General features: G+C 42.0%; 9 protein-coding genes. 4 read left to right on the top strand and 5 right to left on the bottom strand.

The features are described from left to right. The first annotated feature begins 56 nt into the window (after positions 1–56). Positions 57–770 carry a hypothetical protein gene (locus FLM54_RS15245; RefSeq protein WP_178956787.1) on the top strand — a complete coding sequence of 238 codons (714 nt, stop codon included), beginning with the start codon at positions 57–59 and terminating at the stop codon, positions 768–770. Here the strand turns inward: FLM54_RS15245 and FLM54_RS15240 are convergent. Both FLM54_RS15240 and FLM54_RS15235 read right to left on the bottom strand, forming a co-directional pair. Further along, positions 745–2640, bottom strand: a complete 1896-nt coding sequence (locus FLM54_RS15240; RefSeq protein ID WP_178956786.1) for a monovalent cation:proton antiporter-2 (CPA2) family protein — start codon at positions 2638–2640, stop codon at positions 745–747. The two genes, FLM54_RS15245 and FLM54_RS15240, sit on opposite strands and share 26 nt — an antisense overlap. Before the next feature lie 119 nt (positions 2641–2759). After that, positions 2760–5159 carry a PKD domain-containing protein gene (locus FLM54_RS15235; RefSeq protein WP_178956785.1) on the bottom strand — a complete coding sequence of 800 codons (2400 nt, stop codon included), beginning with the start codon at positions 5157–5159 and terminating at the stop codon, positions 2760–2762. A 236-nt stretch (positions 5160–5395) separates the two neighbouring features. Here FLM54_RS15235 and FLM54_RS15230 point away from each other — a divergent pair, with 236 nt between their 5' ends. Genes FLM54_RS15230 through FLM54_RS15220 form a run of 3 tightly spaced genes read left to right on the top strand, consistent with a single transcriptional unit; the run spans position 5396 to position 9582 of the window. Then, a complete protein-coding gene (locus tag FLM54_RS15230) occupies positions 5396–6052 on the top strand; it encodes an ABC transporter ATP-binding protein (RefSeq protein ID WP_138608611.1) in 657 nt (218 codons plus the stop codon). Then, positions 6045–8474, top strand: coding sequence for an FtsX-like permease family protein (locus FLM54_RS15225; RefSeq protein ID WP_178956784.1), 2430 nt, complete (start codon positions 6045–6047; stop codon positions 8472–8474). Before FLM54_RS15230 ends, FLM54_RS15225 begins: the two co-directional genes overlap by 8 nt. Before the next feature lie 7 nt (positions 8475–8481). Then, on the top strand, positions 8482–9582 hold the full coding sequence (locus FLM54_RS15220; protein ID WP_178956783.1) for a lipocalin-like domain-containing protein: 1101 nt from the start codon (positions 8482–8484) through the stop codon (positions 9580–9582). A 74-nt stretch (positions 9583–9656) separates the two neighbouring features. Here FLM54_RS15220 and FLM54_RS15215 read toward each other — a convergent pair whose 3' ends face one another. From FLM54_RS15215 to FLM54_RS15205, 3 genes are all read right to left on the bottom strand, one after another. After that, entirely contained in the window at positions 9657–10547 is an 891-nt protein-coding gene (locus FLM54_RS15215) for a hypothetical protein (RefSeq protein WP_178956782.1), read from the bottom strand. 205 nt (positions 10548–10752) lie between these two features. After that, entirely contained in the window at positions 10753–13284 is a 2532-nt protein-coding gene (locus FLM54_RS15210) for a TonB-dependent receptor plug domain-containing protein (RefSeq protein WP_178956781.1), read from the bottom strand. A gap of 290 nt (positions 13285–13574) precedes the next feature. Then, positions 13575–14420: a DUF4198 domain-containing protein gene (locus FLM54_RS15205; protein ID WP_178956780.1), complete on the bottom strand. Its 846-nt coding sequence runs from the start codon at positions 14418–14420 to the stop codon at positions 13575–13577. Positions 14421–14428: the final 8 nt, after the last annotated feature.

Raw genomic sequence — 14428 nt, 5'->3', positions numbered from 1 at the left:
ATTATTAAGCGTTATTTTAGAGTCATAAAGTAATGTTTATCTAAGAGATTACCCCAATGAAAAAGCTATTATTTATATTCTCAGCACTGGCCAGCACGAGTGCGCTCGCCCAGCAGTGCGACATTGATGCTGCGCAACTAAAAGCCGACTATAAAATTACCAATCAGCACAAATCGCAGCACAGCACCCAGTCACTTACTCTTTGGCGAAACAATCAGCAGGTGGCGCATCAAAGTGAAACACTAACCGAGCTTTGGCAGCAGCTAAGTAATAACCAGCTTCGTCCTATTCGTTACTTTAATGCCGAACAACGCGGTATTGAGTACCAACCATCGGAGGTACGTGGAGTGCAAAATTGGAGTGCTAAAAGTCAGCTGGTGGATAACCATTTAATTGCAAAAATGACCCTAGTCAGTTCACAAGGTGAGGGTTGTAATGAGGTAAAAAATTACGTGCTTAATGAGGGCGATAACCAATTTAAACTAGCTTTTTTCCCGCAAGCACAATTAGTTAAAACTTTTAGTGTGACCAATAAAAAAGATGATACTCAAACTTTGCTTAGCTTAAATGATGTAAACAGTGATACACCTGCAATTAAGGCTCAGTTTGCAAAATGGGATAACTTTCAAACCACCGATTACGCGGATATTGGCGATAACGAAAGCGATCCATTTTTAGCTAAAATGATTAACCTTGGTTTTATAGAGCACGGCGCCACCGGTTTTTATAACCAGCAAGGCGAGGCTATTCAAGGTGGGCATCATCATTAGCGTTTTTTGGCTTAACCGTGTTTTCGGTTAAGCCATTTTCATAGTCTTTGGCATCACAGGTATTTAAGTTTTGCCGTGCTTGTTTGTCTTGTTGTAATACTTGCTTTAAATCTTCCATACGTTGGCGCACAGCCACACCATAACTGGCATCATCACCCCAAAGTTCGGCTAGTTGCAATACGGCAGCACGGTCGTGATCTCTAAATAACTTACCAGCACGCTCAGCATCTTCTTTACTATTACCAAGCAATTGCAATGATTCTATGGCTAAGTTTATGGCTGAGTCGACGGTTTCGCGGTTAAACGCATCTACTTTTAAATTAAGTAATTGATATGCATGGCGGCGATCTATGGCGCGCGCTACTATTTTTAATTGTGGATAGTTTTTATGCGCCAGCTTAATTATCTCAATGGTTTTATCAGGGTTATCAATTGCAACAACCAGCATTTGTGCTGTGTGCGCGCCTGCGGCTTCAAGCAGTTCTTGGCGTGCCGCATCACCATAAAATACGGTATTACCAAAGCGGCGCAGCAGTTCTATTTGGCTTGGGCTGTGATCAAGTACGGTAATTTCGTAGCCTTGTGCATGTAATAAACGCCCCATTATTTGTCCAAAACGACCGTATCCGGCAATGATCACATGTTTGGCTGTGCTTATTTGTTCTGGTTTATCAAACTCAGGTGCCGTGGTGCTATAGTTGCGCTTTTGAATTTGCTCATACAGCATAAGCAGTAAAGGTGCTATTAGCATGGAAACGGCAACCACAAGGGTAACTAAATTAGTTTGCTCTGGGGTTAAAATACTCAAGGTGGTTGTTACACTAAGCAGCACAAAGGCAAACTCGCCGCCCTGAGCAAGGGCTAAGGTAAATAGAAGTTGTTGTTTACGGCTAATATTAAAAGCAATTGCCAAGGCAAATAAAATACAGGCTTTAATGGTAATTAATAACACCACTAATGCAATCACGGTACTGAATTGGTTAAATAGCAATTCAAAATTAATTGATGCGCCAACCGTGATAAAAAATAATCCCAGTAATAAGCCTTTAAAGGGCTCTATATCGGCTTCTAGCTCGTGTCTAAATTCACTTTCGGCCAATACAACACCGGCTAAAAAAGTACCGAGTGCGGGCGATAACCCAATACTTTGCATCACCAGCGAAATAGCCACCACTAAAAACAATGCAAAAATAGTGAATATTTCACGCATGTGGGTTTGTGCTATGTATCTAAATAATGGTGCCGAAACATATTTACCGCCAGCAATGATAGCGGCAATAACAGCAACAGAAACCCCTACTTGCTGCCAAATAGGCCAGCTAGCAATGATGGAGTCGTTAATGTCTTTTGAGTTACCTTGTGGTGCAAAAGCGAGTAGCGGAAGTAGCGCTAAAATAGGAATAATCGCAATATCTTGAAATAATAAAACCGAAAATGCATTTTGCCCAGCTTCTTGTTTTAGCCAGCCTTTTTCTTCAAGGCTTTGCAGCACAATAGCAGTTGAAGACAGCGCGAGCATTAAACCAATAGCTAAAGCCGTTTGCCAATGCATGGCAAAAAACCAATAACAAAAGGCAAAAATAGCCGCTGCACTTAGTACCACCTGTAATCCGCCAAGCCCTAATATTGAGTGGCGCAGAGTCCACAAACGCGAAGGTTGCAGTTCAAGGCCAACTAAAAATAACATCATCACAACGCCAAATTCGGCAAAGTGCATTACATCAGTTTGGTCGCCTACGACACCTAATGCATATGGGCCTATCAAAATGCCTGCAATTAAATAACCTAGCACAGAGCCAAGTCCAAGTCGTTTTGCTATGGGAACTGCAACAATGGCAGCAGCTAAGTAAATTAAAGCTATTTCTAACACGTGCTTACCTTATTAACGTTGAGATAAATAGCATGGCTTAGGTGCGTATAAAATACAATGAGTTATGTGGATATATGCTGTTATTTGTTGTGTGCGTTTTAAAAACGCACACAACAAGGCTAAATATTACATATGTTTATAATAGCTGATCTTGGATCGTCAGACGCTGAATAAAAAATAGTAATAGGCCAATTATAAGTGTTCTCAACGTTGCTTTCGGTTACCGTCACCTCAAATTTAGCAGTTGCTGGTAGGTCTATAAGCAGTTCGCTATCTAGGTAGGTGCTTCCTGATTTTTGCAAAACGAGTGCCTGAGTTTGGTTAAATTGATATTCAAAACGTGCAGAGGCTAGCAGTGTTTCGGTCATGTTAAAGTTTACGTTAATGGTATCTGGCCCGGTAAACTCAGGACATACAAATACGGTAACCTCCACGCTTTGAAATACGGGTAAACTGTTTTGTTCTAAGTCTATCGTAAAGTTATTTTGGGTAATTGCGGGAGAGTTATAGATGGCATTAGCAAGGCGCGGATCGTTGCTGGTTATAGTAATGTTTTCACCTTCAGCTAAGTTAAGTGTTTCGTTAAACTGACCTGCGCTATTTGTGGTGTACGGCACATTGTTAATTGTGAGTTTGGCATTACTAATTGCGGTTCGTTGCACGTTGGTAATTTGCCCTTTTATGTTGCCCGTTATTTGCGATGAATTAGTAGCTGTAACCGAAAACTGAGTAATGGCTTGGTAGTTGTCAGCATCAGTTACCGTGAAAGTTAAGATATAGTTACCAGTTAGATCGGGTGTTAATTCGGTTATGTTTTGGTTGGTGCTACTTAAACTAGCAGATGAACCTGTTGGTGTAGAGAGCTCCCATTCGTAGCTAAGCGCGGTGCCCTCTGGATCATAGCTTTGGCTTGCATCAAAGTTAACGGTGCTACCAACGGTGCTGTAGCGAGCTTTATCACCGGTATGAATAATAACGGGCTTGGCGTTTTGTGTAACATTAATAGTGAGTGTTTGTGTGTCTGAAAACTGCTCACCATCATTGGTTTTAAGTGAAACAACAACTTGCCCTTCTGCTGGCGCGCTAAGCGTGGGGGCTGAGCTACTTGTACTGCTTAATACAGCTTGATTTGACGACGAAACTATTTCCCAATGGTAACTTAAAACTGCGCCTTCGGGGTCGTAACTGGCTGAGGCATCTAAAGTAACTTGCTCATTAACACTAATTGAAGACTTGTAACTTACTAGAGTAACTGGTTTTTTATTATCCTTTGTATGCAGCACCGAGGTTACTTGTGGTGAGCTGAGTTCACCGTCAGATACAACTAGGGTAACAACGTAATCGCCTTCAACATCAGCAGTAAGCGAAGGGGTAGCCGATGTGCTTTGCTGTAATTGCGCAGTGCTACTTTCAGGTTTTGCTTGCAGTTGCCAGTTGTAAATTAGAGGGTCGCTATCGGGGTCGCTACATTGTAGGCATTGTAGGGTAGTTAATGTATTTAAGGTTATATCAGTTTGCTCTGCAAGAACGGCAATAGGCGCTTTGTTTTCGGTGGTAACGCTTAAGGTTACTTGCGCGGTATCACTTAGATTACCTTCATCGGTTACGCTTAGGGAGATTGTGTACTCACCCAATTCATTCGATGCAAAGCCTGCATTTTTGGCAATTGCATTCGATAAGCTTGGGTCGCTGTTCTCAGGCTTAGAGGTTATTGCCCATTGATAACTTAGCGTGTCGTTTGCATCTGGATCGGTACTTTGTTCACCATTTAATGTTACGAGTTGGTTGGGTGAAAGTGTACTGTTTTGAACTGAAATAACAGCGTTTGGCGCAGAATTTACAGCAAGCTGCTCACTTTTTATAAGTACGTTACTATTAGCGGTATCACCAATTGAGTTAGTAATAGTTAATTTAACGCTGTATTCGCCTAGTTTATCAGCAACAAATTGGCTGTTAACGCGGGTGCTATTTTCAAGTTGTGCAGCGCTTGATGTAGGTGTTTTGATAAATTGCCATTGGTAGCTATTTATTACCGCATTAGTAGCGGTGCTTTGTGCTGCTGTTAATTTAACTACATCACCTTGTTTTACGGTTTGTGTGCTGCCTGCGTTTGCAATGAGCTGTGCGTTTGAGGTAACGGTAATTTGTTTGCTTACTACCGAGCTTGAAATTTTGCCGTCGTTCACAATCAGCTTTAAGGTGTAATTTTGCGCTTGTGCTACCGAAAACGTCACAGTGCGTTGGTTGTTAGTATTAAGCGGTATGTTTTGTTGCTCGTCTGCGCTAAGGAGTTGCCACTGGTATGTGAGTGTATCGCCGTCAGGATCGCTACTATTTGCAGCACTAAAAGTAATGGGTGTATTGGTTTTATATTCTGATTGTTCAGTGCCAATAACAGCCACTGGTTGTGCATTTGTGCTAACTGGGGGAGTGACTTGCTTAGTTTCAGAGCTGCCTGAACCACCACACCCGAGAAGTGTGAGTAAAGTGGGTAATATAATTAAAAGTATCCGTTTCATATTAATATCCTTATAAAATTAAACATTAATATGTACCTAAAAAAGAAATAAAGCAAAAAAAAACAAAGTTTTTTGTCGCTCTTTAGTGATTTGGTTTTTAGTTACTGGTTTAGTTAAGTAAACGCGCTTATTGCGTGTAAAAAATCAACCGAAAACCCACTTAAGTGAACGCATTACTGTTATGGTATCGTTTATATATCGAGCCATATTTTTATTACAGGAATAACCTTTTCTTTATGATTTCGCTAAATAATGTATTTTTTACTCGCCAAGATGGTGGCTTGAAACGACAAATAATTAATGATTTATCGTTAACTATTTTACCCGCTGCACACATTGCCTTACTAGGTGATAGTGGCTCGGGCAAAACAACATTATTAAATTTATTAGCCGGTTTACTGTCTCCAGATGCTGGAACTATTACGGTTAATGAGCAAAAAATTAGTGAATTGAGTGCTAATGAGCTTGCGCTTTATCGGCGTAAAATAGGTATTATTTTTCAGCATTACCAATTACTCAGCCCGTTAAATGTAAAAGACAACATATGCTTTCAAGCAAGGCTTAATGGGTTATCGCCTAGCGACGATGAAGTAAATACGATGGCTAAAAAACTGGGTTTAGAAGGCAAGCTTACAGCAATGCCTGAGCAACTCTCTGGTGGGGAGCAACAACGAGTGGGCATAGGCCGTGCGCTATTAAATAAGCCTAAGTTATTATTGGCTGATGAACCTACGGGTAACCTTGATGCCGCTCGTTCACTCGATATAGTTAGGCTATTAAAAAGCCTGTGCGAAGAGCAGCAAATAATACTTATTATGGTCACTCATAGTCAGCGATTGGCCGACCAGTTTACTACGCAATTGTTTTTAAAAGATGGCCAAATTAATGGCTGAGCTTAAACTTATATTAATAACGTATATGCAGTTTTATCGCCGCCATGTAGGGCTGTTATTACTGTTTTTTATTGGCTTTAGTTTGGGCGCGGCGCTACTTACTGCAATACAGGGCTTAAATTTAGAGGCCGGTAAGCGCTATCAACAAACCACAGCACTAATTGCAAACCCAGTGACGCATTTTGTACGTCCTGTGCTAGGTGAAAACAGGTTGCCCAACAGTATGTGGTCGCGTATTAGGGCGGCTGGCTTTACGCAGGTTCAACCGGTTTTAGAGGGCGTAATTGAAACCAATGAGCAGCAAAAGCTCGCGCTTAGGGGCGTCAATTTATTGCAGTGGCTTACAGAAAATACCGGCGGCTCAGCATCAACAACCAACAAGCGTTATTCTGGGTTTGAACAGTTACTAAATACTGTTTATATCGATCCTAAATTAATACAGCGGCTAAATTTAAAAAACAGCCGTATTAATATAAACATGGGTGATGTCACACGCACTTTAGCTGTAAGCGAATTACAAGGTTTAGGCATGACCATGCTGGTGGACATTAGCCTTGCTGATAAATTACTGCGCGCAAATGGGGTAATTAGTTACTTTGAAGTAAGTGGCTTAAATAATAAACAAGCAGCCCAGTTAAAGGTATTATTAGGCGAGCAAGCACGCCTTGAAGCTGCGCAAGAGCAGGCTTTTGATGCGCTCTCTGAGGCTTTTTTCTTTAATTTACAAGCGCTGGCTTTGTTAGGTTATGTGGTGGGTGCGTTTTTAAGTTTTAATGCAATTAAACTTGCGTACAATGCGCGCGCTCACTTACAGCAGCAAATGTGGGTGCTGGGTTGTCAACGGTCGGCGTTAATTAAAGCGCTGGTTATTGAATTAACGGTGCTTAGTTTTTTTGCTGCGTTATTAGGTGCGTTACTAGGCGCGGCACTGGCAAACACCTTAGTTATGGATGTATCGGCGACTCTGAGAGGGCTCTACCAGCTAGACAGAAGCTTTGTAGTAAGCCTTGATAGCAGCATGGTTGCTAGCGGCTTTTCACTTAATGTTGTTGTTTTGTTGGGGTTTTTGGCCAGCCAATCGGCTCGATTAAGTACTTTTTGTGCGCGTATTAAATGGCTAATGTTTGCGTTAGCTATTTTTGCAGCCAGCTACTTAGCGTTAACGGCAAATACCAAAATAAGTGCCTTATTGCTGTGTGTTTGTGTGCTACTCCTCTTTTTTGTAATTACACCACCGGTAGTTAAAGCCGTTTTTAAACTGCCATGGCCAACACAAAACCCCATTCTTCAGTGGTTAAAAGCCGACAGCCTAGTGCAGTTACCTGCATTACTAAGCTCGGTACTCGCTATTTTAATGGCGATGGGAGCCGCCGTAGGTATGCAAATTATGGTTGGCAGTTTTAGCGACACCTTAGATACACACCTTGAAAAACGCCTAAGCGCTGATTTATACGTAAGGCCCGATCAAAACATTCAAGCGTTAGGGGCTAAGTTGCGTGAACTCCCAGAGGTCGAAAAAGTAGGCGTATATTGGTCAGCTAAAAGTGAGCTTAAAGCACCTAAAAATACGATAGCTGTTGATGTTATGGCATTTGGTGCAACGGCCAGCTACAACCAACACCTTACTTTGTTAAACAATAAAGCACCTACATCTGCAGTATTTGAAAAGAACAAAAATGGGGTTGTGGGTTGCCTAGTGAACGAACCCGCCTTGCTGCAGTACTCGCTTAAAGTAGGTGATGTAATAACCCTAAAACAGCATATTAATACACTAACGTGCCAAGTACGCGCTGCCTATTTTGATTACGGCGAGCAAGGGTTAAATGTTGTTGTAACAACTAATGCATTATTGAATAGCAGCTTAAATTACACCGAGTATGGTTTATCGCTTTGGTTAAAGCCCCATAGTGACGTTGACGCCATAGCCGAATATATTCAAAAACAGCACCAATTAGATAGCCAACAAGTCATTGCTAATCAGCAGTTTAAACGCTTTGCAAAACAGCTATTTGGTAAAACTTTTTATGTTACTCAGGCGCTTAATATATTTATTATGCTGATTGCATTATTTGGCATGTGGGTAAGCTTTTTAACTTTAGGGCGCGGGCAATTACAGCCCATGGCGGTATTACAAACGCTGGGTGTCACCCAACAGCAATTATTGGGAGCAAAAGTACTGCAAGCTGCACTTATTATTTTAACCACCTTGTTATTAGCTATACCACTGGGGCTTAGCCTTGGATGGGTACTATTAACTTACGTCATGCCAATTGCCTTTGGTTGGACCATGGCCATGACCGTTAATTGGCTACAGTTAAGTGGCTTTACGGTGCTTATGTTTATGTTAGCTTTATTTGTGAGCGCGTTACCGCTGATAAAATTAACGCGAAGCGCCGTTGCCGATAATGTTGCCAAGCTATAGGACTTACATGAATAGACTAAAAGTAGCCGTTACCTTTATTTTTATTGGCGCATTAAGCGCGTGCCAGCCCGAAGCAGAGCAAGTAAATCAAAATAAACTAATGCATAGCGGGTTTGCACAACAATTTGGTGAACCTGTAAACAAAAACCAAGGGCTGAGCTTTCCACGTGATCATGGGGCGCATCACCAACAAGGAATTGAATGGTGGTATGTAACGGCTAATTTAAAAGCAGATAATGGCGATACCTTTGGTGTGCAATGGACTTTATTTAGGCTCTCGGTCGATGAGCAAGCCACGGCAACTGATGCGTCGCCATGGTGGAATGGACAGCTTTACTTTGCTCACTTTGCAATACAAACCGATTCACAGCATCAAGCGTTCGAAAAATATGGCAGATCGGGACAAGTAAATATAACAGCGCAGCCATTTGAAGCTCGCCTAGATGATTGGCAGTTAGCAAGTAAGGATGCAACATTTTTACCGCTCAGTTTAAAGGCGCAGCAGGAAAATTACAGTGCTAACCTGGTGCTGGCTAATAGCCCACTTGTAAAACATGGCGAGCAAGGTTATAGCCAAAAGACTCACCAGGGGCATGCCTCTTACTATTATAGCTATCCGTTTTTAGAAGCCCAAGGCGACATCACATTTGCGGGTAAAACTTTTAAAGTAACTGGAGATGCTTGGTTAGACAGAGAGTGGTCTTCGGCGCTAATCGATCCTACCCAAAATGGTTGGGACTGGTTTAGCATTCAGGCTGATGATAAAAAACAGGGGGGCTTAATGGCATTTTGTATTCGTAATGGTCAACAAAGTTATGACTACTGCTGTGCATCGCACATTACGCAAAGTGGAATTGTGCGCGCCATTGCAAATGACGACGTGACCTTACAGGTATTAAAAACATCTGAGCTTACAGCCCAAACAACGCCCAGTAGTAAAACCTACCCAGTTAAGTGGCACCTCAAGGTTAAAGGGTTTGAGCCAATTGTAATTGAAGCACGTAACCCCGATTCACGAAATCAATTGAGCATTCCCTACTGGGAGGGGCGAATTAAAACTCAAGGCGGTTTTAAAGGTAAAGGTTATGCAGAACTAGTTGGTTATTAGCGGGCTATAAAATGGCTTTCAAAAAAAATGCACTTAAGCCAAGGTTAAGTGCATTTTATTAAGGGCTCAGTATATTAGTCTAGCTTTACTGAACCAGAGATATTATCGATGCTAACATCGCCAGAGCCTGCTTCTGTAATTGTTAGCCCTTTAGCATGATTAACGCGAATATCGCCAGAGCCATCTTCAATGGTAACGCTTGCATCAACATGTTCAATGGTTAAGTCGCCCGAGTTATCTTCAACGTCGACAGCGCCATTAATATGTTGTATTGATATGCTTCCCGACCCGTCTTCAACAGTTAATGTACCACGTACATTGCTTACATTCATATCGCCTGAGCCATCATCAATATTTGCATTGCCATTAACGTTATTAATAGTAATGCTGCCCGAACCATCGTTAAGATCTAGATTGCCAGTAATGCTTTGAAGAGAAATATCGCCCGAGCCGTCGTCTATGTTTAGGTTTTTAGCGCCATTGATTGATAAGCTGCCAGAGCCATCTTTTACATCAATATTATTTTTCATGGCGTTAATAGTTATGTCGCCTGAGCCATCATCAATATCTAGCTCAAGATTGTTAGGGACGGTGACCACTAAATTAATGCTTGGCGATTGGCCGCTGTAAAAGCTAATACCATTATTACTTGTATTTTGGGCAACAAGCTTTGCTTTAGTGCCACTTTGATCGAGTGTGAGTTCGTATTCGTCGTCAATATCGGCTGTGTAAATAGTGGCGTCAACATTAATACTGGTTGCTGTTGATGAGCCCATTATTTTAAGTGAACCTGCGCCGCTTAGTACGTCTAGGTATTCAAGATTATTGCTAGGTAGTGTTAGTTGTTGTGTTTGTTTTACCGACGCAACGCTTGGTGAAATATGAAACACGCAGCCACTTAATAATAAAATACCGCTAATTAGTGAAAGTGGTTTAGCAATGGTAGATACAGTTGATGAGCTCATGGTTAGTCCTTTTAGTGTGATGTTATTATTTAATATAACAAGACTAGAGCAAAAATGGGGCCTAAATTTAAGTGTCTGTTTTATAATGAATTTAGTTTTTTGTTGAAAATTAAAAGACTAATTAGTGGTTAAAATTACTAATTATTAATAAAAAGGATGCATAAAGCATCCTTTTCGTTTTAACCGCCAGTTTTAATTATACAAATTAAAAGCTGTAGGTAATGTTACCGTATAAAAAGCGACCATCTAAACTGTATGGTGCATACGGTGTGTATGGAAATATTTGGCTAAAGGTAGAGTAACCAATATTATCGACCGTGGCTTGCGGGTATTGGTCAAATAAGTTGTTGGCACCGAGTGCAAATTTCCACTCATCGTTAGGGCGATACGCAACTTCTAAATCGGTTATCCATTTAGCGTCTAGGTATTCATCGCGATCGGCGGTAGTAGAAATATCGGCAACTTCACCATAACGTGTTGCACGTAACGTTGTTTGCCATTCGTTAAAGTTCCACACTGCCGACAGATTCAGTTTGTTGTCTGGTGTGCCTTCTTCAAAACGACCTACTTCACGGCGTGCAAATACAACGTAGTCGTCACCTAAAGAGTTTAGTTGTTCAGGATTATCGTCAACGTGTGTCACTTCGGTGTCGTTAAAGTTAGCTGCCGCGTTTAATCGCACGTCGCCAAAGTTATCTAACTGTAGTAGGTAAGTTGCAACAATGTCTACGCCTTGCGTGCGTGAGTCGATTGCGTTGGTAAAGTAGCGTACGCTTTCGGTATTTAACTCACCAGCATCCGTTAAAATTTGTTGTACTGCGGCACCGCTTAAGTTTTCAGAGAGCACAATACGGTCATCAATATCAATACGGTAGGCGTCAACCGTTAAGCTAAAGTTACCTTGGGTGTATACAAAGCCAGCTGTTAAATTAACTGAGTCTTCAGCGTCTAACTGTTTTGCGCCAAGGGCTTGTGCTGCTGGTGCATCTGTTGGGAATAGGCCTACTTCAAACGCTTGGTTGTTTTCAAGTACGGTGGAAATTTGGCGATACGAGCTTTGTGCAAGCGATGGGGCGCGGAAACCTGTGCTAATTGCCCCACGTAGCGATAGGTTTTCGTTTACGCTGTAACGTGTTGCAAGCTTTGAGGTAAAGGTGTTACCAAAGTCGCTGTAATCTTCGTAGCGGCTAGCTAAAACCATGTTCCAGTTGTCGGTTAGGTAGGTGTCAAACTCAACAAATAGTGCAACGTTATGGCGGCTTTCATCGGTTACGCTTTCTGGACCAAAACCCGAAAGTACTTGTGCGCCACCGGCAGCAATTGGATTGCCATTGCTATCAAGTGCAGTAATGTAAGAGGATTCTTCACCTTGTTCTATTTTATAACTTTCGTGGCGGTATTCAGCACCTAGAGTAAAAAATACGTCGTCAGGTAACCCTAAATCAAGGGTTGTGCTTGCATCACCATTGACTATAAATTGGTCATAAACTAGTGCGCCGTTATCAAATTCGGTGGGGCTGGTAGCACCTAAAGACGTATTTAAGCTATTCACAACACCAAATGCAAAGTCGTTGCGGCCATAGTTGGTACTTACATCCCATGTCCAGTCACCTGTTCCACCTTCTAGGCCTAGGGCAAATGAGTAGTCTTCAACATCGGTTTCAATTTGCGGTAAAAAACCATCTGGGTAGAGTGCTAATACGTTACGGCTGTCTTGTGCACGGCGGTAAAAACCACCTGAGTTACCTTCTCGTTTTGAGTAGCTACCAAATGAATACAGGTTTAGGCTGTTATCTAGCTCGTAACCCATATTGTAAAATAAAGCATAATCTTCAAGGTCTGCTTTACCAAAACGATGGTTGTAACGGTCAATAGTAAATTCGCGCGGGTCTAGGCTGCCATCGTCAAGGCGGCTGTATTGCTCACGCGGATCAAAACCAGAGCGTTGTGTTGGGCTGTTATCGCGGTATTCAATCGATACATTTACAAAGCCGCTGTCTGATAATGCAAATCCAGAGTTAGCGCTAATAGTGCGTGTTGCGCCATCGCTAATTTCGCGGTCATCACCTAGGTTAAATGCAAGATCGCCGTTTGCATCTGCGTAGGCGCTTTCTAAGTTAGGTGCGCCCGCCATTTGTGTGTCGTATTCACCATAGGTTACGCTTACACTGCCGCCTTCAGAGGCGTCTTTTAAAACAATATTAATCACCCCGGCAATGGCATCTGAGCCGTATTGCGCTGCGGCACCATCGCGTAGTACTTCTACGCGCTTAATGGCTGATGTAGGGATCATGTTTAAATCTACCGCGGTAGAGCCTCTGCCTACAACACCTGCTAAGTTTAAAAGCGCACCAGAGTGACGACGTTTACCATTTATAAGCACTAAAGTGTGATCGGGCGCTAAGCCGCGCAGTACAGCAGGTTTTGCGTGATCTGTTCCATCACCTAAAGTGGCGCTTGGAAAGTTAAAGCTGGGTACCTGGTTAGCAAGAACCTGGCTGATTTCAAGTTGACCTGTGCTTACCATGTCACTGCTAGTAATAATATCTACTGGCACTGAGCTTTGTGCAATACTTCGCAAACTACGGCGAGTCCCTGTTACTGAGATTACTTCGATGTTCTCTTGTGCTTGGGTATCTTGTTCTGCTGCATTAGCTGTAACGAAAGAGCTGCTAAGTGCAGAGGCTACGGCCAAGCTAAGTGCTAATTTATTAGCTGATAAACGCTTAAAAGTCATGAATGTTCCTTAAGAACGTCGTTGTTTTGGTGAGTTTGAAAAAGGAGCGAATCATATAGAAGCGCTCAACTACGTGCAAAGATAAAAACCATCTATGTTATTCACGTTTTTAATAAGTAAGGCCACTGTTTACGTACGTTATAGACGATTAGATCGTTACTGTTGTAATCTTGTAGCGAATGGTGACGAAATCAATAAAAGTAAAAGATAGATTGCAAAAAAGTGATAGGCAGAAAAAAGCCAAGTTAAAAACTTGGCTTAAAAATACGTTTAAATAAGTGCCTAAATAATTACTCAGGGGCTACTTCAAGCGTTGTAAATAAAGCATAACGACCCGAATCTACGCCTTTTTCCTTCACATCAACTTCGGTTGCGGTTTCTATTAAATAGATACCCGGTGCGTTCCATGTTGTTGTAAAAAAGCCGTTTTTATCGGTGGTTACTTTTACTTCGCCACGTTCGTTACGGTAGCGAGTATCGCCTCTTAAAATATTAACTTCAATGCCTTCGCCAGCTGGTTTTCCGTCTTGTAGTAATTGAAAACGTGCTTGCTCACCAACAAATAAGTCATTTGGGTGTGTAGGGCCACTTAGCTCTAAGCCTAAACCTAACAGGGCTGGCTTAGATGTACCGTTGCGGCTTACAAAGGTATCTACTGTTGAAATAACTTTAGTGGTGCGCACGCCTTGAGCGTTGCTAGGTAATTTAGCATCTGTTTTTTTACCAAATACACGTTTGCGTTTACCCTCTTCGTCCTTATAGAAGGTCATGTACATTGGCTTTTGCGTCATAGCAATGTGGTAAGTGCCTTCTTCTTTGAGGCTTACTGCTGCTGAGCTCTTGCGCTTTAAGTAATAAGCACGAATGGTTTCAGATACTTTCTCGCCGTTTGGTGCAAGTGCCATTAATAATGTGTCGTCGTACTCTGCGCCTTTTTCTTTTGGCTTAAAGGCTTTATCTGGTGCAAACATTTCGTTAGAAATACTCGCATCAATCATAACGTAATGCGCTTTATCGCCAGAAAGCGAAGTGTGCGAAGGTAGTAACCAACGGGCATGTGCGCTTGCCGCTGTTGAGACTAGCGCCGATAAACTCAGTGCGCCTATTAATGCAATTTTTGATAAATTAACGTTCATTATTTTTC

It is taken from the genome of Pseudoalteromonas sp. Scap25 (assembly GCF_013394125.1).
Lineage (GTDB): Bacteria > Pseudomonadota > Gammaproteobacteria > Enterobacterales > Alteromonadaceae > Pseudoalteromonas.
Note: the sequence above shows the minus strand (reverse complement) of the source record. Positions and strands in the feature narration are given on the sequence as shown.